Below are 19,895 nucleotides of genomic sequence, written 5' to 3'. Positions count from 1 at the left end.
AATGGAGAAGCCCCGGCCCTTTGACGGACCGCATCTCGATCGCCGCTCCGGCCGAACCGCTTACCGCTTCCCGTCCGCCACCGAGTCCTTCTCGATGAGCGCGCAGTGCACCTTCACCTGATCGGGCCCGTCGAGCGGCGGCAGCGGCGCGGAGGTGCGTGCCATCCGGTTCGCGGCCGGCTTGCGTCCCTCGATGAGCGTCACCGCCTTGCATACCGCCCAGTATCCCATCTCGTAGTGCGGCAGCTCCACGGTCGTCAGCTCCGGCACCACCGTCTCGGCGATGAGCCGGTGGTTGTCCACGCCCACCACCGAAAGATCGCGGCCCACCGTGAGATCCAGCTTGAGCGCCGCCTGGTACACGTACAGCGCGCGGGCGTCGTTCCAGCAGAACACGCCGTCCGGGCGCTGTTCGCCGATGAGCCGGTCCACGGCGTCCTGCGCCGGCTGGTGGTACATCACGTCCACGGCCAGCGACTCGTCGAAGCGCAGTCCGGCGTCGGCCAGCGCGTGCCGGTATCCGGCGAAGCGTTCGGTCTGCGCCACCAGCGGCTTCGCGCATCCCACGTAGGCGATGCGCCGGCATCCGGCCCTGACGAGCCGCATCGTGGCGTCGTAGCCTATGGCCTGTTCGTCCGGCGTGATGCCGGGCGCCCTGCCTGCGCGGTCGGTGGCGTCCACCAGCACGGTGGGGTAGTCGCTCAGCTCCCGCGGGATATCCGTGACGCGGTTCGACATCTTGGCGTACAGGAATCCGTCCACGCCGTAGCGCTTGAGCGCGGCGATCTGCTTCGCCTCGTCCGCTTCGCCGTCGGTGTTCACGGTGATGAGCATGTAGCCGAACGCGTTCGCGGCGTTCTGTGCGCCCAGGATGATGCCGCCCGCGAACGGCGTGGTTGCGATCTCCTCGCTGACGAAGCCGAGGATCCTGGTGTGGCTGGTGCGCAGGGAGCGGGCCAGCGGGTTCGGCTTATACCCCAGCCGTTCCGCCGTCTCGCGCACCCTGCGGGCGATCTCGGGTTTGACGCGCCCTGAATCACGTCCGTTGAGGACAAGTGAAACGCTGGAGACCGAGACCCCCGTCTTCTCGGCAATCTCCTTCATGGTTGTCATGACCGTATAGTTTAGCCGATGTGAACGCTCAACCGCACATTTGTGATCGTTTTCGGTAAACGTTGTCTTACATGTTGACGACGGCACGGCGCGACGATGTGCTCGCTCACGGAAGTCGGACCGGGGGAAGGCTATAGATTATGCGTATGACCGGTGCCTTGCACGCGGAACGGGCGGCGGGGTAGCGTGTGGGGAAACGCCCGCGCATCATGCGGGGCCGGACGGGAGGCACGCGTTGAGGATTCCGCTGATCTACCAGATGACCCGCTACGACTGCGGCCCCACCACGCTGGTCAACGCGCTGCGCTTCCTCTACGAGCGCGAGGAGATCGACCCGGAGCTCGTGCGCGCCGTCTACGCGCGCACGCTCGACGACTTCAGCGAGGACGGCGAACTTGGCAAGATGGGCACCTCGCATCAGGCCATGCGCCATGTGGCGCGCTACCTCAACGTCTATGCGCGCGGCGCGGCGTTCCCCGTCGAGACACGCATCCTCTCCGGCGCGGACGCCCGGCTGGCGCCGGATTCGGCCGTGTACCGGGCGCTGGCGTCCAACGGCACGGCGAAGAATAGACGTCCCCGCGCGGCGGCGATCGCGCGCGTCTGGCATGGGGCGAACGGCCACTACATCCTGCTCACCGGCGTGGAGGACGGGCGCGTGCTCGCCTTCGATCCGTTTCTGGAGGACGCGGACGGCGGCGCCGTGGACGGAACGGTCATCCGCGAGGTGCGTGATCTGCCGCTCGCGGCCAACCGCAGCGTGGACGTGCGCGCGTTCAACCGCGACGTCCGGGCCGACTATGCGCTCAAGAGCTCGCGCAACGCCGACCCGTCCGATCCGGAGGGCGGCGAGCTGATCCTCATCCGTCGCACCGATCGCTGACGCCGGCGGAACGGTCCGCATCCGTGGCGCGCTCGGCATCCGTGCGTCCGACGCCCCGTCGACGCAGCATCGCGCCGACCAGATAGGCGAACGCCCATACGGCTGCCGGGATCACATAGAACTGCATCGCCAGTCCGGCGTCGAGGTGCAGCACCCATCCGTTCGGCAGCGTCGTGCAGGACGATTCCAATTCAGTGCAGACACCGGGACCGATCGGCGCGACGCCGAGCGACCAGACCAGCGCGATCTGCATCACCGCGCCGGCCGCCGTGAGCCGCCAGGCGCGCGGACCCGCATACGCCGCCAGCCCGTTCAGCGCGGTCAGTGCCGTCGGCGTGACCACGACCGCCACGAGCGCCGATACAAATCCGTACTGGTCGACCGCGCGCACCGCCGCGGCGCATCCGAACGTGACCAGCAGCATGATCCAGCATCCGGCCGTCACCGGGTCGCGTCCCAGCGTCGCGCGCACGCGCAGCGTCAGCCGCCCGGTGCGCGTGGCGGGATCCGGTTCGGCGAACAGCCCGCGCAGTCCGTGATGCGCGATCGCATAGGGCACGAACGCGGCGATCGCGAACCATGCCAGCGCCAGTGCCGCGTTCATCAGCGCGCCTCCTGCATCCAGGCCGAGCGCGGACCCGGCTGCGCCGAATCCCACCACCACGGCGAACGTCAGCACGCCGCTGAGCGCGGGCATCGTGAGGCTGCCGCGGCGCAGCAGACCGCCCGCGAAGTTGGCCACGGCGAGCCCCAGACCGCCGGCCTTGAGTCCGAGCCGCAGCCACGTCGGCACCGCCTCGGAGGCCTCCGGGGATCCGCCGGTCCACGCGTTGATCGCGGTCTGGAAGACGAGGATGACGAGGACCACGCAGTACGCGATCATGAAGATGACGTGCGTGCGGTTCCACGTGAAACGACGGTCCGCGGCGTTGCCGCCGCGTCCGGGTCGTGTGGTCGATGATCGTGTGGTCGATGACATCCGTTCCATCGGTCCCACCTCCTTGCGCGTATGCCGATGTGCGTTCCGGTCATCATCCATGATGACAGGTCGAGGCGGCGCGGGCTAGCATTGTCATGACGACGATGACGTCCGCCGGCAGCGGTGCCGCGCGGATGGCAGCATGGAACCACGGAACCGGGGCCGTGACGCCCCGGGATTCGACGGACGGACGCAGGGAGGGGACATGACGGACACGACGGTTCGCATTGGCATCGTGGACAACGACCCCTACGCGCTCAAGGTGCTGCGCGCGGTGATCGGGCGTCTGGATCCGGCGTTCGAGGTGGCGTGGACGGCCGAGCTCGGCGCGGTCGCCGTCAGCCGCTGTCTGAGCCCGGCGAGGCGACCGGACGTGCTGGTCACCGACATGTCGATGCGCGACGTCTCCGGCACCGACGTGTGCCGCGCGATCCGCGTGAAGACCCCGGCCGTGGGACTGGTGGGCATCACCTCCTACGCCGTGGAGGCGTTCCGCGACGAGGCCGCGCGCTGCGGCGCGCAGGCGCTGGTGTCCAAGACCGACCTCGCCGCGCTGACCCGTGCGATCCGCGCCGCCGCGCGGGGACTGCCGTACGATCCGCAGAGACCGCCGGCCGGGTCTTCCAAGTCTTTCGAGTCTTCCGGGGCAGCAGGGCCATCCGGGGCTCCCGCTTCGGACGCGCCCGCGTTCCTCACCGCGGCCGATGCGCACGCGCTGCTGGAGGACGCCTCCCTCGCCTCCCCGTCCTCGCGCAGGGCGCTGTCGCCCAAGGAACGCGAGACCCTGCGCCGCTACGCGGATGGCGAGAACACCAGGGAGGTGGCCGCGTCGCTCGGCGTGAGCGTGGCCACGGTCGGCACGTTCGAGCGGCGCGCGCTCGCCAAGCTCGGCGCCCGCTCCCGCGCCCACGCCATCTCGATCTGCGTGAGGAGGCATGAGTTCTGATGGACGGCATGACCGAGGACCTGCGCGCGCTGCGCCTGTGGTTCCGCCGCGCCGACGACGAATCGCGCAACGCCTGGCTGCTGCTCGTGACGCTGCTCTCGGCTTTCGTCTGCGCCGTCGAGGCGCTGCACGGGCTCGCTGCGGCGGGGACGTCGCAGGGCATGCCACAGGGCATGTCGCAGTGGGCGACGCTCGCGGCCTTCGCGTTCTGCGGGACGCTGTGCCTGGCGGCGTGGCGTCCGGTGAGCGGCGGGCTGCTGACGGTGCTGTGGTGGGCGCTGCTGTGCGTCACGCCGGCCGAGCTGCCGTCCTCGATGCTGATCGGCGTGCTGCTGTGCGTGGGCGTGCTGGGATACGCGCGCAGGGGACTGGGCGTGGCGGTGGCGGCGACGGCGGTGGCCGTATGGGCGTTCTCGCGCGGTGGAATGACGCTGGGAGGCTGGGGCGCGGCCGATTCCGGCGATGCCGTCGGCGCAGCGCCGCAATCGCCGTCGCCGTCCGTGCCATCGTCTGCGCCCACGGCGCCCGACGTCCCGTCCGGTGCCGGCCACGGATCCTCGTTGCTGGGCATGATGACGTTCAACGGCGTCCTGCCGGTGGCCGCGCTGTTCCTGGGGTTCCTGATCGGTGGCATCGCGGCCCGCTGGGGCCACGACCGGGACGCGGCCGAGTCCGAGCTGCGCATGCGGAGGGAGCGCGAACGGGCCGCGCGCACCATCCACGACTATGTGTCCAACGATCTGGCCTACGTGATCCTCAGACTCGATCAGGACATCGCCTCCGGCGGGACGGTGAGCGCGGCGGAACTGCACGAGCTGCGTCAGGCCGCGGCCAAGGCGCTCGGGCACACGCACGAGGTCATCGCGCTGATCGAGGGGCCCGAGGACGCGGAACGGGCCGTGCCACGGATGGCGCCGCGCGACGCGGCCGGCGTCGACGCCGAGGCGATCGCCGGATTGCGCGACCAGTGCGCGCGATACGAGGAGCGGCTGCGGGCGCTGGGCTTCGACGGGCAGACCATCGTCACCGTGCAGCCGGAGGCCCGTCTCTCCACCGCGCGGCGGGAGCTGATGGGCGGTCTGATGGAGGAGTTGTACACGAACATCGGCAAGCACGCGGACCCGGCGTACGGCTACGTGGTCGCCGTGCGCATCGCCGCGGACGGCATCGACGTGGCCGTCGCGGACACCGCCGCGCACGCCGGAGCCGTGGACCCGGCGCTGTCCGCCGGCACCGGGCTGAAGCGCTGCCGCGAACGCATCGAACGGCTCGGCGGCACGATGCGCGTCGGCGCCGGCGAGGACGGCGAATGGTCGCTCGCGGCGTGGCTGCCGGCGGACGACGGCCACGCGGGCTGATCCGATCGACTGATGTCCGACCGACCTGGCCGGACCGATGCGACCGATGCGTGCGTCGGCGCTATTCCGCCTGTTCCGCCTGTACCGCCTGTTCCTTGGCGAGGATGCGGTTCACCAGCGCCGGCTTCTCGGTGAGCTGGCCCTCGAATCCGGGACGGATGTCGAGCTTCAGCGTCACGCCGGTGCGGTAGCCCTGCTCGGCGAGCTTCTTGGCGGCGGCCACGGCCACGCGCACCACGTCGTCCAGATCGCCCTCCATGTTGGTGAACATCGCGTTCGTCTCGTTCGGAATGCCGGATTCGCGGATCACCTCGATGGCCTGCGAGACGTAGTCGCTCAGCTCGGCGCCCACGCCGTTCGGCGCGATGGCGAGCGCCGCCACGGTGTTGAGGTACGGCTTGCCGGTCTCGGGGTTGACGGGGACTTCCTGCTTTTCCGCGTAGCGGTCGATGGCCATGTGCGTTGCCTTTCGTGGGTCGTGATGATGGGTGATGACGGATCGGATGATGACGCTGGATGACGCGTGGCGAGCCGTGCGCGATGATGCGTGTCCTCGCACGTCGGCGTATCGGCGGTGGGACGACTCAGAGCTTGTGCGCCTTCCACGCGTGGTTGAGCGGCCCGGAGCCGTGCCCCAGATCGAGCCCGTCCCTGATGGCGCCGGTCAGGTACTTCTTGGCGTGCTTGACGGCCTTGGGCAGCGGTTCGCCCTTGGCGAGGAATGACGCGATCGCCGAACTGAGCGTGCACCCGGTGCCGTGCGTGTTCGGATTGTCCACGCGCGCGGCCTTGAACCAGACCGTCTCGCCGTCCGGCGTGACCAGCACGTCGCTGGCGGTGTGGGGGGAGCCGTGGCCGCCCTTGACGAGCGCGGCGCATCCGAACCGTTCGGCCAGACGCGCGCCGGCGGTCTCCATGTCCTCCGCGTTGGCGATGTGCGCCACGGTGAGCGTCTCGGCCTCGGGGATGTTCGGCGTGACGAGCGTGGCCAGCGGGAACAGCCGCGACGTGAGCGCGTCCACGGCCTCGTCGGCGAGCAGCCGGGCGCCGGATGTGGCGATCATCACCGGGTCCAGCACCACGTCGTCGGCCTTCCAGTGCCGCAGCCGGTCCTCGATCACTTCGATCAGCGCCACGGACGAGACCATGCCGATCTTCACGGCGGCCGGGCGGATGTCCTCGAACACCGCGTCGATCTGCGCGGCCAGCATCTCCGGGGTCACGTCCTCCACCATGCGCACGCCGGTGGTGTTCTGCGCGGTGAGCGACGTGACGGCGGTCATGCCGTAGACGCCGCACGCCATCATGGTCTTCAGGTCCGCCTGGATGCCGGCCCCACCCGACGAATCCGACCCTGCGATCGACAGCACCGCCGGCATGGCGTGTGCGTTCCTTGCCCCTTGGTTCATGGCTCCCACTCTATCGACGGGGGCTCCCATGGCCGCGGCGTCACGTCGACGTCGCGGCCATGGGAGCCCCGCAATGGTTCATTGCGCGGTCATGCCGCCGCACGGGTTCACTGCGCGGTGGTGTAGAGCTTGCCGCCCTGCTCGCGGAACTTCTCGCTCATCTTCGCCATGCCCTCGGCGGCCTCGGCCACCGAATCGGCCACGACCTGCTCCTGCGCGGCCGCGTCGCCGAACTGCTTGCGGATGTTCTGCGAAATGGCCATTGAGCAGAACTTCGGGCCGCACATCGAGCAGAAGTGCGCCATCTTGGCCGGCTCGGCAGGCAGCGTCTCGTCATGGAACGCGATGGCGGTGTCCGGGTCGTAGCTCAGGTTGAACTGGTCGAGCCAGCGGAACTCGAAGCGCGCCTTCGAGATCGCCAGATCGCGATCCTGCGCATGCGGGTGATGCTTGGCGATGTCGGCCGCGTGGCAGGCGATCTTGTAGGCGATCACGCCCTGCTTGACGTCGTCCTTGTTCGGCAGGCCCAGATGCTCCTTCGGCGTCACGTAGCACAGCATGGCCGTGCCGTAGCGCGCGATCTCCACGCCGCCGATCGCGGACGTGATGTGATCGTAGCCGGGCGCCGTGTCGGTGGTCAGCGGGCCGAGCGTGTAGAACGGCGCATCCTGGCAGATCGCCTTCTCCATCTCGATGTTCATGCGCACGGTGTCGAACGGCACGTGGCCCGGGCCCTCGATCATCACCTGCACGTCCTTCGCCCAGGCGCGCTTGGTGAGCTCGCCCAGCGTCATCAGCTCGGCGATCTGCGCGGCGTCGTTGGCATCCGCCAGCGAGCCGGGGCGCAGGCCGTCGCCCAGCGAGAACGCCACGTCGTACTTGGCGAAGATGTCGCACAGCTCGTCGAAGTGCGTGTACAGGAAGCTCTCCTGATGATGCTGCAGGCACCACTCGGCCATGATCGATCCGCCGCGCGAAACGATGCCGGTCACGCGGTTCGCGGTCAGCGGCACGAAGCGCAGCAGCACGCCCGCGTGGATCGTCATGTAGTCGACGCCCTGCTCGCACTGCTCGATCACGGTGTCGCGGAACAGCTCCCAGCTCAGCTTCGACGCATCGTCCTCGACCTTCTCCAGCGCCTGGTACATCGGCACGGTGCCGATCGGCACGGGGGAGTTGCGCAGGATCCACTCGCGCGTGGTGTGGATGTCGTTGCCGGTGGACAGATCCATCACGGTGTCGGCGCCCCACTTGGTGGCCCACGTGAGCTTCTCCACCTCCTCGTCGATGGAGCTCGTCACGGCGGAGTTGCCCATGTTGGCGTTGAGCTTGGTGAGGAACTTCGTGCCGATGATCATCGGCTCGGCCTCGGGATGGTTGATGTTGCACGGCATCACCGCGCGGCCCGCGGCCAGCTCGGAGCGCACCAGCTCCACGTCGCAGTTCTCGCGCTCGGCCACGTACTTCATCTCCGGGGTGATGATGTTGTGGCGGGCGTACCACATCTGCGTGACCGGATGGTCCTTGGCCTTCATCGGGTTGTGCTTGCGGCCGCGCCACTCCTTGGTGGCCTTGCCGCGCTTGATGGCGCGCTTGCCGTCATCGGCCAGGTTGCGGGCGCGGCCCTCGTACTCCACCACGTCGCCGCGGTCGAGGATCCAGTCGAGGCGCAGGGGCTTCAGGCCCTCCTTCGGATCGCACTTGGGACCCTCGGTGTTGTAGTCGATGAACGGCGGGTTGGGGCCCACGCCGGGCGTATCCGACAGCTTGATCTCGGTGTACGGCACTTCGAGGTCGTACGAGCCGTGCTCGTTCTCGAAGTGCACCGGCTTGGTCTTGCGGATGTGCGCCTTGTCGCGCTGCTTGGAGCCGCGGGCGGCGATGTCCACGCGCTGCTGCTTGGCCAGGCGCTGCGCCTCCTTGGCTTCCTTCGCGTTGGTGAACTTGGGCTCGGCGCTCTTGGCGTCGGCCTCGGCCTCGCTCGGCTCGGCGATCACGCGCTTGGCGTAGCCGTGCTTCGCGTCGCCGCGCACGGCCTTCCACGCCTGCACGAGCTCGCGCGTGGCGGCCTGCGGATCGTCGGCGCCGGCGATCGCGGAGACCACGAACCAGCCGGCGGCCTTGGTGGCGGCCAGCATCGGAATGTCGGCGGCCTTCACGCCGCCGCCCACGACGACCGGGAAGTCGCAGGCCGCGCAGATCGTGTTGATCTGGTCGGCGTCCAGCGTGCGGCCGGAGCCGTCGTTGCCGCCCACCGAAGCCTCGGGCTTGGTGGAGGACACGTGCAGCGGGCCGGCGCCGATGTAGTCGATGCAGCCGTCGGGCAGCTCGTTGATGAGCTTGACGAGGCTTTCGGTCTCCGCCGACAGGCCCACGATCGCGTCATCGCCCAGCAGGGCGCGGGCCTCGCGCGGCTCCATGTCGGTCTGGCCGATGTGCACGCCGTCGACCTTGATACCCTTGTTGCGGCACTGCCACACCACGTCCACGCGGTCGTCGATCACGAACGCCACGGAATCGGACTTGTCGTTGTCCTCGATGATCTGCGCCACGTCCTGGGCGAGCGAGGTGATCTCCTTGGCGTCGGCGTCCTTGGCGCGAAGCTGGATGAAGGTGGCGCCGCCGCGCAGCGCCTCCTCGATGACGTCGGTGACCGGTCGGTCCTTGGTGTCCTGCGGGCCCACCACGAAGTACGCGGACAGGTCGAAGCTGTCGCGCATCGAGGCGAATGGATAGTTGTTCATCGGTGCTCCTTTTGGTTGTGATGACGTCTGATGAAATCTTGGAAATCAGGGAGGCGCGTGCGGCGGCCGTGCGATGGCGCGGATCATGCCCCCGAGGATCGGTCGGCGGATTGCGCGGCGGCTTGTTCGAGGATCTCGCTGCCGGCCACCTGCTCGGGCGTGACGTTCCACAGTGCATCGAGGAACGCGACCTGGAACGAGCCGGGCCCGTGCGCCACGCGCTCTGCGGCCTCTCCGGCGCGGTTGTACAGCGCGCTCGCGGCCAGCGCGGCGGTCAGCGGGTCGGCGACGGCCAGATAGGTGGCGACGACGCCGCCCAACGAGCAGCCGGCGCCGGTGATCTTCGTCATCAGTGCGCTGCCGCCGGGGATCCTGAACACGCGCTCGCCGTCGGTTACCAGATCGACCTTGCCGGAGATCGCCACGGCGGCCCGGCCCTGCGGCGCGTACCTGGCCAGATGGCGTGCGATGGCGCGGGCGGCATCGACGGCGGCGTCCACTTCGTCGACGGACTCCACGCCGGCCGGGCGCGACGCGCCGTCCGGGTCGATGAGGCGCCACATGCTCGCCAGCGCGATGGCCTCCGACGCATTGGCGCGCACGATGGTCGGCGGCACGGCGCGGAAGGCGTTGAGGATCTCGGTGCGGGTCTTGCCGATGCCGGCCGCGACCGGGTCGAGCACCCACGGGTGGCCGGCCTTGGCGAACGCGCGGGCGATCTGGGGCAGCGCGTCCTTGTAGAACGGCAGCAGCGTGCCGACGTTGACGTAGTCGGCGCCGCTGATGGCGGCCGTGTCGATGACGTCGTCGGGAAGGAAGCTCATGGCCGCAGTGCCGCCGGCGGCAAGCTGCGCGTTCGCCACGAGGTTGATGGTCACGAAGTTCGTGAACGACTGGGCGAGCGGCGTGCGTGCGCGGACGTCGCGCACGGCCTGCGCGATGCGCTCGCGCAGCGGGTGGGTACACGGAAGGTTTGCTGGATCGCTCATTGCTGCTCCCTACGCTGGTCTTAACCAACAGGTTCAAAGGGTCAGGCCGGATGCCTATCTCAACCCGCCGAGTGGGTGCGGGTTCCCCTGCATGTTCGACTACAAACCTAGGAAAAACTCTGGACAGACGGACGTTTTGGTGGTAATGGGGGCGTCGCCGCGCTTCGCCCCGCGAATCGTCACCACTGGTCGGTGAACGTGCCGGACGCGGCCCACGGCTGGTCCGGGGCGAGATGATGGTCGCGCGAATAGTAGACCCAGCCCGGCTGCGGCCTGCCGCCGAGCAGCTGCGGGATGGTGACGAACGTGAATCCGCGCGCCTTGAGGTCCGTGATGATGCGTTCGATCGACTGCGCGGTGCTCGGCTGGATGTCGTGCAGCAGGATGATCGACCCCGGATGCGTCCACCTGATGACGTTGTCGTGCACGTGCTCGGCGTCACGCGCCCAGTCCACTCCCGCGGTGTCGTAGTTGACGAGCGCCGCGTTCATCAGGACTGCCTCGTCGCGCACCGCGTCGTTCCAGTTGCTGTAGGGCGGGCGGATCATGCCCGGCATGTATCCCGTGACGCGTTCCACGGCGTCGCTGGCGTCCTGCAGCTGATGCGTGAGGTCTGCGGCGCCGAGCCTGCTGAGATCCGCGTGGTTCCACGAATGGTTCTCGATGGGGTACCCGGCGTCCGCGAGCCGCTTGGTGAGCGCGCCTTCCTGCGGATCGGAGACGTGCTCGCCCACGGTGAAGAACGTGGCGATGGTCCGGGTGCGCTCGAGCACGTCGATGACCGTGGGCGTGGTGGCCCCGCTCGGACCGTCGTCGAAGGTCAGCGCCACGCAGCGCGCGCTCGCGCAGTCCACGCCGAGCGCCTTCACGTTGGACTCGGCCACGGCGTCCATCGCCGTGTTGAGCGCGGCCGTGGCCTGCCGGTACGGGGCGTCGTCGACGACGACGTCGCTGCCGTCGAGCAGGGCGCGGGCGTCGGAGACGGCGGCGTTGAGCGTCGATCTGAGCGCGTCATCGGTCACCTTGCCGGCCGTGGAGTCGAACCACCATCGTCCCTGCGAGACGGCGGCGGACAGTGTGCGCCGCGCTCCGGCGTTCAGTGCGTCCGCGCGCTCGCGGTTCAGCGTCGCCAGTTCGTCCGACCGCGTGCGGACGTCGTCGGAGCGGCTCCGCAGCGCGTCGGCGCGCGCGGTCAGGTCCTCGGCGGTGCGCGCATCCGAACACTGCGGGACGTCCGCGGCAGCATCCGCATGCGCCGCGGAGACGGCCGCGTCGAAGGTTTGCGAATCGGCGTCCGGCGCGGTCCCGCGCGCGCGGTCCGCGATGGCGTCGGACGTGCCGAGCGTGTTCCGCAGCGTCGTCAGCTGCGCGGAAAGGCCGCGGGCCGCGTCATCGCATTGCGCCGTCAGCCGCGCGGTGCGTTCGGCGAGCGTCCAGTGCGCGGCCAGGCCGGCCGCGAGCAGGACCGCCAGCGTGCAGGCGATCGCCGTGACGATGATGCGGTGCCGCGGGGCGGGCATCCCCCAACGTGCGTGTCTTGGCATGAATCCCCCTGAGACGCTCCGTATGTTGCTCACGATGATAACGGTCGCGCGGTACGCGGGGTCAGCGCGGCACGTGGATCAGCGCGGCATGGCGTCGGCTACGACGCGGTAGGCCTCCGCGAGCCGCGGCAGTGACATCGCGGCGTTCGCGGCGCTGGTGGACGGCAAAGGCGTGACGGGGATCGCGTCCAGACCGGCGTCCGCCATGCGCGGGGCGACGAGCCGGCGGTACAGCTGCGCGGCGCGTGCCCCGGTGAGGACGATGCGTCGGATCGGCGCTCCGGACGAGCGCAGCAGACCGGGGATGTCGTTCGGCACCGCGTTGCGGATGCTCGCGTCGCTGGCGCCCGTGATGTCGCACGAGGCGATCACGTCCCACAGGGCGACGTGATGGTCCAATGCGAACGCGCGCCGGGCAGCGACCAGTCCGGCCAGTCCGTCCGCCGACGCCGGCCATCCGTCCGCGGGCAGGCACGAATCGTCGCCGAAGGCCGCCGCCATCACCGGCCAGAACCGATTGGACCGGTGCATGTAATAGAAGTCCGCCTCGCGCGACTTCGGACTCGGCATCGACCCGAGCACCAGTACGCGCGAGTCCGCGTCGATCACCGGACCGAACCCGTGCTCCACGTGCTGCGGCACGTTCCGCGAATCCGCCTTTCCGCTCATGCCACCGAGCATAGCCCCGCGATCCGTCCCCCGTCATCGCCAACCGCGATGCCTGCCTCCTTCCTTGTCGTTCTGAGGGCGATGGCCGTCTCCTTCCCCGGTCATCCTGAGCGGAGGCGGAGCCGGAGTCGAAGGATCTTTGACATGGCGCGTGATGGTCAGGGATCCTTCGACTGCGCGCTGCGCGCTCCGCTCAGGATGACCGGGGAAGAGCGGCCGCCTCCAGGATGACCGGGGGAAGAGCAGCTGTCTTCAGGATGACCGGAGGAGGGATGCCGCCTTCAGAATGGCGGAGACTGGCGTCTTCTCTCCGCCGTTCCGAACAGGTGCCTTCTCGTTGCCGTTCCGGGCGTCGTCGGCTCGCTGCCGTCGCCCCGGAAGCGATGGCCGCTTCTTTTCTCGTCATCGGGCGATGGCCGCTTCCTTCCTCGTCATCGGGCGATGGCCGCTTCCTTTTTCGTCATCCTGAGCGGAGGCGGAGCCGGAGTCGAAGGATCTGTGACATGGCGCGTGATGGTCAGGGATCCTTCGACTCCGCGCTGCGCGCTCCGCTCAGGATGACCAGGGGAAGAGCGGCCGCCTTCAGAATGACCAATGGAAAAGAGCGGCCGCCTTCAGGATGACCGGAGAAGGGAAGCCGAACGGCTCCGTCGCCGCGTGCGGATATGCTGAAGCGGCTAATACAAGTCCCCAAACCGTTCAAACCAGAAGGTGCATTGTGGCTCAGTCCAAACTTGATGAAGTAGTGTCCCTCGCGAAGCGCCGCGGCTTCGTGTTCCCCGCCGGCGAGATCTACGGCGGCACCCGTTCCGCCTGGGACTACGGCCCGCTCGGCGTGGCCCTCAAGGACAACATCAAGCGCGAATGGTGGCGTTCGATGGTCGTCACCCGCCCGGACATCGTGGGCGTGGACACCTCCATCATCCTGCCCACCCCGGTGTGGGTCGCCTCCGGCCACGTGGCGGTGTTCAACGACCCGCTGGTCGAGTGCCTCAACTGCCACAAGCGCAACCGCGCGGACAAGCTCGAGGAGTCCTACGCGGAGAAGCACGGCGACAAGCTGCCGGAGAACGGCATGAAGGACATCGTCTGCCCCGACTGCGGCGCCCGCGGCCAGTGGACCGAGCCCCGCGACTTCAACATGATGCTGCGCACGCACCTCGGCCCGGTGGAGGACGAGAACAGCCTGCACTACCTGCGCCCGGAGACCGCGCAGGGCATCTTCGTGGACTTCAAGAACGTCATGACCTCCTCGCGTTCCAAGCCGCCGTTCGGCATCGCGAACATGGGCAAGTCGTTCCGCAACGAGATCACGCCCGGCAACTTCATCTTCCGCACCCGCGAGTTCGAGCAGATGGAGATGGAGTTCTTCGTGGAGCCCGGCACCGACGAGGAATGGCATCAGTACTGGATCGACGCCCGCACCCAGTGGTACCTGGACCTCGGCGTCAAGCCGGAGAACCTGCGCCACTACGAGCATCCGAAGGAGAAGCTCGCGCACTACTCCAAGCGCACGGTGGACATCGAGTACAAGTTCGGCTTCCAGGGCTCCGACTGGGGCGAGCTCGAGGGCGTGGCCAACCGCACCGACTTCGACCTGTCCGCCCACGCCAAGCACTCCGGCGAGGACCTGAGCTACTTCAACCAGGCCACCGGCGAGAAGTTCGTGCCGTACGTCATCGAGCCGGCCGCCGGCCTGACCCGCTCCCTCATGTGCTTCCTCGTGGACGCCTACGACGTGGACGAGGCCCCGAACACCAAGGGCGGCGTGGACAATCGCACTGTGCTGCGCCTCGATCCGCGCCTCGCCCCGGTCAAGGCCGCCGTGCTGCCGCTGAGCAAGAAGCCCGAGCTGCAGTCCGTGGCCCAGGATCTGGCCGCCGACCTGCGCCAGCACGAGTGGATGATCGACTACGACGAGTCCGGCGCCATCGGCCGCCGCTACCGCCGCGAGGACGAGATCGGCACCCCGCTGTGCATCACCGTCGACTTCGACACCCTCGAGGACCAGGCCGTCACCATCCGCGACCGCGACACCATGAACCAGGAGCGCGTGGCCCTGAACAAGGTGGCCGAGTACGTGGACTCCCGCATCGGCGAGCACCGCACCCGCGTGCCGATGAAGCCGGTCCAGCTGGGCGGCGAGCCGTTCGGCGACGAGGTGAAGATCCAGGAAGCCGGCGGTCTGTACTAAATTGACGGACCATACGGACGAAACCGTGGTCGACGAGCGCGGGGACTGCCTCACCGGGCAGGATCCGCGCTCGCCGCGTCATAGCGACCCGCACGGCGCACCGGACCTCGCCGACCCCGCGTCGGCCTTGCCGCTCGACGTGCGGCCCGTGCAGCTCGGACCGGTCAGCGTGCCCACGCCGGTCGTGCTGTCCCCGATGGCCGGCGTGACCAACTGGCCGTTCCGCGTCCTGTGCGAGGAATACGGTCCCGAGGGCCTGTACGTGGCGGAGATGATCACCGCTCGCGCCTTGGTGGCCCGCAACCCCAAGGCGCTGCGGCTGTGCCGTTTCGCGCCCACCGAGCGTGTGCGCTCCCTGCAGCTGTACGGCGTCAACCCGTCGATCACCGAGCAGGCCGCCAGGATCGTGGTGGACGAAGGCATGGCGGACCACGTGGACCTCAACTTCGGCTGCCCGGTGCCCAAGGTCACCCGTCGCGGCGGCGGATCGGCGCTGCCGTGGAAGACGGACATCTTCACCGAGCTCATCCACCGGGTGGTCGCGGTGTGCGAACCGGCGAACATCCCGGTGACCGCGAAGATCCGCGTCGGCATCGACCACAGCCACGAGACCTTCCTCGAGGCCGGCCGCATCGCGCAGGAGGAGGGCTGCAAGGCCGTCACGCTCCACGCGCGCACCACCGCCGAATACTATGGAGGCCACTCCGACTGGAGCCGGATCGGCGAGCTCAAGGCCGCGCTGGACATCCCGGTGTTCGGCAACGGCGACATCTGGGGCGCCGAGGACGCGATCGCCATGATCCGCGAGACCGGATGCGACGGCGTGGCCGTGGGACGCGGCTGCCAGGGCCGTCCATGGCTGTTCGCCAACATCCGCAACGCCTTCGCCGGCGATCCGGAGCGCGTGAACCCGAAGCTGGGGGAGGTGTGCCGCGTGATCCTGCGCCATGCCGAGCTCCTCACCGAGTTCTACGAGGGCGACGAGCGCATGGCCGTGCATGATCTGCGCAAGCACATCGCCTGGTATCTCAAGGGGTTCCCGGTGGGCGGCTCCACGCGCAGGGCGTTCATGGAGTGCGAGTCGATCGACGACGTGCGCCGCGAGTGCGACCGGCTGGACCCGACGATCGAATACCCCCCGCGCGTGATCGACAAGCCCCGCGGCCGCGTGCGCTTCGCCAAGAAGGTGCATCTGCCGTACGGATGGCTCGATTCGCGCACCACCACGCACGAGGAGCGCGAGACGCTGTTCGGCGACGATCCGATGGACGCGTCCTACTGAGCGGACGGCGGTCGGACGCCGGTCGTCGGACGTCCGGCCGCCTGCCCGAAAGCCGTGTGCGGACGGGCGCGAGGCGGGCGCGTGAAACTTTGAGGCCACACGCCGCGGCAATCCGTGTGCTCGTTCGGATGCTGCGATACAGTGAGACATAACCGTGAGTGACAGGAGCCAAACCGTGAGCGAGATTGCCCAGGAAGAATTCAACGACCGCACCAACATCAAGGTCGTCGGCGTGGGTGGCGCCGGCGGCAACGCGGTCAACCGCATGATCGCCGAGGGTCTGCAGAACGTCGAGTTCGTGGCCATCAACACCGATGCCAAGGATCTGCTGCGCTCGGACGCGGACGTGAAGATCTCGCTGTCCGACAAGACCAGCCGCGGCCTGGGCGCCGGCGCCGACCCGGAGAAGGGCGCCAAGGCGGCCCAGGACCACCAGTCCGACATCGAGGAGGCGCTCAAGGGTTCGGACATGGTCTTCGTCACCTGCGGCGAGGGCGGCGGCACCGGCACCGGCGCCAGCCCCATCGTCGCGCGCGCGGCCCGTCAGCAGGGCGCGCTCACCATCGCGGTCGTCACCCGTCCGTTCTCCTTCGAGGGCCCGCGCCGCTCCGCCTCCGCGGATTCCGGCATCGAGAACCTGCGCAAGGAGGTGGACGCCCTCATCGTCATCCCCAACGACCGTCTGCTCGACCTGTCCGACCGCACGGTGTCGGTCATGGACGCGTTCAAGACGGCGGACACCGCGCTGCTCGCCGGCGTTCAGGGCATCACGGACCTGATCACCATGAACTCCTACATCCACGTCGACTTCTCCGACGTCACGGCCATCCTCAAGGATTCCGGCACCGCGCTGTTCGGCATCGGCGCCGCGCGCGGGGAGGACCGCGCCACCCAGGCCGCGGAGATCGCCATCAGCTCCCCGCTGCTGGAGGAGAGCATCGAGGGCGCCCACGGCGCGCTCATCAACGTGGCCGGCCCCACGGACCTCACCATGCAGGAGGCGTACGCCGCCGCCCAGCTCGTGCAGGACGCCATCCACCCCGAGGCGCAGATCATCTGGGGTCTCGCGCTGGACGACTCCTACGGCGACGAGGTGCGCGTCACCGTCATCGCCGCCGGCTTCGACCCGTCCGCCAAGAAGGACGGCGACGCCACGCAGGACGAGGCGGGCGAGGTGAAGCCCCTCACCGACTACACTCCGGCCGCTCAGCAGACCTCGGCCGCGGCGCAGCCCGCTCCGACGGTCCCGCAGGTCGCTCCCGTGACCCCGGCCCCGGTCCAGCAGCCCGCCCCTGCCTCGTTCGACGAGACCAGCGAGCGTCCGGTCGTGCGTCCCGCCGCCCCCGTGGCGCCGCAGCCCGATCTGGGCGATCTGGACATCCCGGACTTCCTGCGCTGAGCGCCGACCGCGGACGATCGAGCAAGCACGAGTAAGGAGCTGATATGGCCGGTTTCATGAAGAACGCGATGTCGTACCTCGGCATGTCGGACGTCGTCGACGACGAGGACGACGACATCGTCGACTCGCCCGCCGCCGCCCCGAATTCCTTCGATTCGGACCATTCGGTGACGCCCCAGCCCACGGTGTCCGCCGCTCCCGCCGCGCGCGAGACGCCCGCCGCCATCCGTCAGGGGCGCATCAACCGCATCACCACCATCCACCCCAAGACGTACGAGGACGCGCAGCTGGTGGGTCGCGCCATCCGCGACGGCGTGCCCGTGGTGCTCAACCTCACGGGCGTGGCCGAGGCCGTGGCCTACCGCATCGTGGACTTCTCGGCCGGTGTGGTGTTCGGCGTGCGCGGCTCCATCGAGCGCGTCACCCCGCGCGTGTTCCTGCTCAGCCCCGCCCAGGTGAACATCAAGGTGGAGGAGCCGCAGGCCACGGCGTCCTCGCGCGACCTGTTCGCCGACTGACGCCTCCGGCGTCTCCGCCGCGGCGTCCTCGGTGCCGTGGTCTCCGGCGTCGTGGTCTCCGGCGTCGTGGTCTCCGACGCCGTCGGCGCCGCGTCCGGCGTCCGTCCGGCTCGCTCCCAGCGGACGCCCAGACCGCCACGGAGGCGCGATGGTAGGGTAGGCGCCATGGTGCTCATTCTGATCCGCTTCGTCATCGCCCTGCTCATCGACGCCTACATGCTCGTCCTGTTCGCCCGGATGCTGCTGGACTGGGTGAGCGTCCTCGCGCCGCGCTGGTATCCGCGCGGCGTGGTCTCCACGCTCATCGCCGCGGTGTACGCGGTCACCGAGCCGCCCCTGAGATGGCTGCGCCGCTACGTGCGGCCGATTCCCATGGGCATGGTGAGCTTCGACGTGAGCTTCATGGTGCTCTGGTTCGCGCTGGTGGTGCTGCGCGTGCTGATCTGACGTGCCGCGGGCCGCAGGTGGCCGAGTCGTGATAGAGTCAAAACTTGAAGCCAGCGTATACGTCTATAGGCATAGCCCCAAAGTGAGGTGGGAATAACATGGCTCTGTTGACGCCTAAGGATATTCGGGAGCATACCTTCCAGACCGTCCGATTCAAGGAAGGCTACGATGTCGACGAGGTCGACGATTTTCTGGATCAGGTGACCGAGACCGTGGAGGCTCTGGGCAAGCAGGCCGTCGCTTCCACCCAGTCGCTCGGCGCGGACGTGGCTCCGCTCAACGCCAAGATCTCCGAGCTCAGCGCTCAGGTGGACGCGCTCAAGGCCGAGAACGCCCAGCTGAAGTCCGCGGCATCGGCTCCGGCGTCCGCCGACGCGGCCGCCGCCGGCAAGATCGCTGAGGCCGAGGAGAACGCCAAGGCGCTGGCATCCCAGAACGAACAGCTCAAGGGACAGGTGGACCAGCTCAACAAGCAGATCGACCAGCTCACCGCGCAGGCGGCCCAGGGCGGCGACGACGCCAAGGCCCTCGCCGATCAGCTCGCCGCCGTGCAGAACGAGCGCACCGAGGCCCTCAAGCGCGCCGAGACCCTCACCAACGAGCTGGCCGAGGCCAAGAGCCAGGCCGCCTCGTCCGCCGCGCAGGCCGAGCAGGTGAACAAGCAGGCCCAGCAGGCCGCCGCCCAGGTGCAGCAGGCCGCCGCGCAGATCCAGCAGCTCAACAAGCAGCTCGAGGAGTCCAAGCAGCGCGAGGACGCCCTGCGCGAGCAGGTCGCCAAGATCGAGCCGTCTACCGAGACCGGCAGCCTCAAGAAGATCGCCGGCGCTGGCGCGGACGCCAACAGCGAGCCGGAGCGCGCCACTGCCATGCTCACCCTGGCCATGCAGCTGCACGACCAGTATGTGGACAAGGGCAAGGCCAAGGGCGCCGAGCTTATCGCCGACGGCCAGGCCAAGCACGACGAGGCCGTCGCCAAGGCGAACGACTACTCCAACCGCACCCGCACCGAGGCCGACGACTACTCCAAGCGCGTGCACAACGACGCCGACTCCTACTCCGAGCGCGTGCGCTCCGAGGCGGACAACTACTCCGTCAAGACCCGTCAGGACGCGGACAACTACTCCAAGGACAAGCACGCCGACGCCGAGGCCTACGAGCAGGACGTCCAGCGCCGCGCCCAGGAGTACGACAAGAACACGCGCGACGGCGCCGATCAGTACGCGGCCGACGTCAAGAACAAGCTCATCACCCAGTCCAAGGTCATCGAGGGCAACATCCAGGGGCTCAAGCAGTTCGAGGCCGAGTACCGCAGCCGCCTCACCGAGTTCCTCGGCCAGCTGGTCAACCAGGTCTCGGACACGAACGCGTTCCAGAGCGTCGAGGCCAACCACCCCGGCGAGAACCACTGAGCCCGCCGGACG

17 protein-coding genes and 1 riboswitch are annotated in these 19,895 nt (G+C 68.8%); of the genes, 9 read left to right on the top strand and 8 right to left on the bottom strand.

The genetic code is table 11. The annotated features are described in order from the left end of the window. Nucleotides 1-60: 60 nt before the first annotated feature. Nucleotides 61-1,113, bottom strand: coding sequence for a LacI family DNA-binding transcriptional regulator (locus G1C96_RS03595; RefSeq protein WP_169275294.1), 1,053 nt, complete (start codon nucleotides 1,111-1,113; stop codon nucleotides 61-63). A gap of 235 nt (nucleotides 1,114-1,348) precedes the next feature. Between G1C96_RS03595 and G1C96_RS03590 the strand changes: the two genes are divergently transcribed. Then, on the top strand, nucleotides 1,349-1,996 hold the full coding sequence (locus G1C96_RS03590; protein WP_169275293.1) for a peptidase C39: 648 nt from the start codon (nucleotides 1,349-1,351) through the stop codon (nucleotides 1,994-1,996). On the opposite strand, the gene G1C96_RS03585 is transcribed toward G1C96_RS03590, so the two are convergent. Further along, the gene (locus G1C96_RS03585) at nucleotides 1,974-2,984 is read right to left on the bottom strand and encodes a hypothetical protein (RefSeq protein ID WP_169275292.1); all 1,011 of its coding nucleotides are present in this window, start codon (nucleotides 2,982-2,984) and stop codon (nucleotides 1,974-1,976) included. The genes G1C96_RS03590 and G1C96_RS03585 overlap by 23 nt on opposite strands. Before the next feature lie 196 nt (nucleotides 2,985-3,180). Here G1C96_RS03585 and G1C96_RS03580 point away from each other — a divergent pair, with 196 nt between their 5' ends. Together G1C96_RS03580 and G1C96_RS03575 are read left to right on the top strand one after the other, a co-directional pair. Next, nucleotides 3,181-3,921: a response regulator transcription factor gene (locus tag G1C96_RS03580; RefSeq protein WP_169275291.1), complete on the top strand. Its 741-nt coding sequence runs from the start codon at nucleotides 3,181-3,183 to the stop codon at nucleotides 3,919-3,921. Continuing rightward, the gene (locus G1C96_RS03575) at nucleotides 3,921-5,279 is read left to right on the top strand and encodes a sensor histidine kinase (RefSeq protein ID WP_169275290.1); all 1,359 of its coding nucleotides are present in this window, start codon (nucleotides 3,921-3,923) and stop codon (nucleotides 5,277-5,279) included. The genes G1C96_RS03580 and G1C96_RS03575 overlap by 1 nt, the downstream gene beginning before the upstream one ends. Before the next feature lie 61 nt (nucleotides 5,280-5,340). Here G1C96_RS03575 and G1C96_RS03570 read toward each other — a convergent pair whose 3' ends face one another. The 6 genes from G1C96_RS03570 to G1C96_RS03545 all read right to left on the bottom strand — a co-directional run bounded on the left by G1C96_RS03570 (nucleotide 5,341) and on the right by G1C96_RS03545 (nucleotide 12,634). After that, complete coding sequence (locus G1C96_RS03570; protein ID WP_169275289.1) at nucleotides 5,341-5,736, bottom strand: thiamine-binding protein; 396 nt, start codon at nucleotides 5,734-5,736, stop codon at nucleotides 5,341-5,343. A gap of 127 nt (nucleotides 5,737-5,863) precedes the next feature. Next, complete coding sequence (thiD, locus tag G1C96_RS03565; protein ID WP_205832027.1) at nucleotides 5,864-6,688, bottom strand: bifunctional hydroxymethylpyrimidine kinase/phosphomethylpyrimidine kinase; 825 nt, start codon at nucleotides 6,686-6,688, stop codon at nucleotides 5,864-5,866. Between the two features lie 107 nt (nucleotides 6,689-6,795). Beyond that, the gene (gene thiC, locus G1C96_RS03560) at nucleotides 6,796-9,432 is read right to left on the bottom strand and encodes a phosphomethylpyrimidine synthase ThiC (protein ID WP_169275287.1); all 2,637 of its coding nucleotides are present in this window, start codon (nucleotides 9,430-9,432) and stop codon (nucleotides 6,796-6,798) included. 83 nt (nucleotides 9,433-9,515) lie between these two features. Beyond that, on the bottom strand, nucleotides 9,516-10,421 hold the full coding sequence (gene thiM, locus G1C96_RS03555; RefSeq protein ID WP_169275286.1) for a hydroxyethylthiazole kinase: 906 nt from the start codon (nucleotides 10,419-10,421) through the stop codon (nucleotides 9,516-9,518). Further along, a riboswitch (TPP riboswitch) is annotated at nucleotides 10,411-10,520 on the bottom strand. (Overlaps the previous gene by 11 nt.) An 80-nt stretch (nucleotides 10,521-10,600) precedes the next feature. Next, entirely contained in the window at nucleotides 10,601-11,965 is a 1,365-nt protein-coding gene (locus G1C96_RS03550; protein WP_169275285.1) for a polysaccharide deacetylase family protein, read from the bottom strand. A gap of 78 nt (nucleotides 11,966-12,043) precedes the next feature. Further along, complete coding sequence (locus tag G1C96_RS03545) at nucleotides 12,044-12,634, bottom strand: uracil-DNA glycosylase family protein (RefSeq protein ID WP_205832026.1); 591 nt, start codon at nucleotides 12,632-12,634, stop codon at nucleotides 12,044-12,046. A 718-nt stretch (nucleotides 12,635-13,352) separates the two neighbouring features. Between G1C96_RS03545 and G1C96_RS03540 the strand changes: the two genes are divergently transcribed. From G1C96_RS03540 to G1C96_RS03515, 6 genes are all read left to right on the top strand, one after another. After that, nucleotides 13,353-14,828, top strand: coding sequence for a glycine--tRNA ligase (locus tag G1C96_RS03540; RefSeq protein ID WP_169275284.1), 1,476 nt, complete (start codon nucleotides 13,353-13,355; stop codon nucleotides 14,826-14,828). Between the two features lie 25 nt (nucleotides 14,829-14,853). Then, on the top strand, nucleotides 14,854-16,110 hold the full coding sequence (gene dusB, locus G1C96_RS03535; protein ID WP_335341916.1) for a tRNA dihydrouridine synthase DusB: 1,257 nt from the start codon (nucleotides 14,854-14,856) through the stop codon (nucleotides 16,108-16,110). A gap of 175 nt (nucleotides 16,111-16,285) precedes the next feature. Then, nucleotides 16,286-17,509, top strand: coding sequence for a cell division protein FtsZ (ftsZ, locus tag G1C96_RS03530; RefSeq protein ID WP_169275282.1), 1,224 nt, complete (start codon nucleotides 16,286-16,288; stop codon nucleotides 17,507-17,509). Nucleotides 17,510-17,553: 44 nt separating this feature from the next. Further along, nucleotides 17,554-18,027: a cell division protein SepF gene (locus G1C96_RS03525; RefSeq protein WP_169275281.1), complete on the top strand. Its 474-nt coding sequence runs from the start codon at nucleotides 17,554-17,556 to the stop codon at nucleotides 18,025-18,027. A gap of 165 nt (nucleotides 18,028-18,192) precedes the next feature. Next, complete coding sequence (locus G1C96_RS03520) at nucleotides 18,193-18,474, top strand: YggT family protein (RefSeq protein WP_169275280.1); 282 nt, start codon at nucleotides 18,193-18,195, stop codon at nucleotides 18,472-18,474. Nucleotides 18,475-18,572: 98 nt separating this feature from the next. Continuing rightward, on the top strand, nucleotides 18,573-19,883 hold the full coding sequence (locus G1C96_RS03515) for a DivIVA domain-containing protein (RefSeq protein ID WP_169275279.1): 1,311 nt from the start codon (nucleotides 18,573-18,575) through the stop codon (nucleotides 19,881-19,883). Nucleotides 19,884-19,895: the final 12 nt, after the last annotated feature.

The organism is Bifidobacterium moraviense (assembly GCF_012932365.1).
GTDB classification, from domain to species: Bacteria; Actinomycetota; Actinomycetes; order Actinomycetales; family Bifidobacteriaceae; genus Bifidobacterium; species Bifidobacterium moraviense.
Note: the sequence above shows the minus strand (reverse complement) of the source record. Positions and strands in the feature narration are given on the sequence as shown.

Coding starts and splice junctions, on each gene's coding strand:
- G1C96_RS03595 (WP_169275294.1), bottom strand. CDS start 1,113: ATGACAACCATGAAGGAGATTGCCGAGAAGACGGGGGTCTCGGTCTCC.
- G1C96_RS03585 (WP_169275292.1), bottom strand. CDS start 2,984: ATGGAACGGATGTCATCGACCACACGATCATCGACCACACGACCCGGA.
- G1C96_RS03580 (WP_169275291.1), top strand. CDS start 3,181: ATGACGGACACGACGGTTCGCATTGGCATCGTGGACAACGACCCCTAC.
- G1C96_RS03575 (WP_169275290.1), top strand. CDS start 3,921: ATGGACGGCATGACCGAGGACCTGCGCGCGCTGCGCCTGTGGTTCCGC.
- G1C96_RS03570 (WP_169275289.1), bottom strand. CDS start 5,736: ATGGCCATCGACCGCTACGCGGAAAAGCAGGAAGTCCCCGTCAACCCC.
- thiD (WP_205832027.1), bottom strand. CDS start 6,688: ATGAACCAAGGGGCAAGGAACGCACACGCCATGCCGGCGGTGCTGTCG.
- thiC (WP_169275287.1), bottom strand. CDS start 9,432: ATGAACAACTATCCATTCGCCTCGATGCGCGACAGCTTCGACCTGTCC.
- thiM (WP_169275286.1), bottom strand. CDS start 10,421: ATGAGCGATCCAGCAAACCTTCCGTGTACCCACCCGCTGCGCGAGCGC.
- G1C96_RS03550 (WP_169275285.1), bottom strand. CDS start 11,965: ATGCCAAGACACGCACGTTGGGGGATGCCCGCCCCGCGGCACCGCATC.
- G1C96_RS03545 (WP_205832026.1), bottom strand. CDS start 12,634: ATGAGCGGAAAGGCGGATTCGCGGAACGTGCCGCAGCACGTGGAGCAC.
- G1C96_RS03525 (WP_169275281.1), top strand. CDS start 17,554: ATGGCCGGTTTCATGAAGAACGCGATGTCGTACCTCGGCATGTCGGAC.
- G1C96_RS03520 (WP_169275280.1), top strand. CDS start 18,193: ATGGTGCTCATTCTGATCCGCTTCGTCATCGCCCTGCTCATCGACGCC.
- G1C96_RS03515 (WP_169275279.1), top strand. CDS start 18,573: ATGGCTCTGTTGACGCCTAAGGATATTCGGGAGCATACCTTCCAGACC.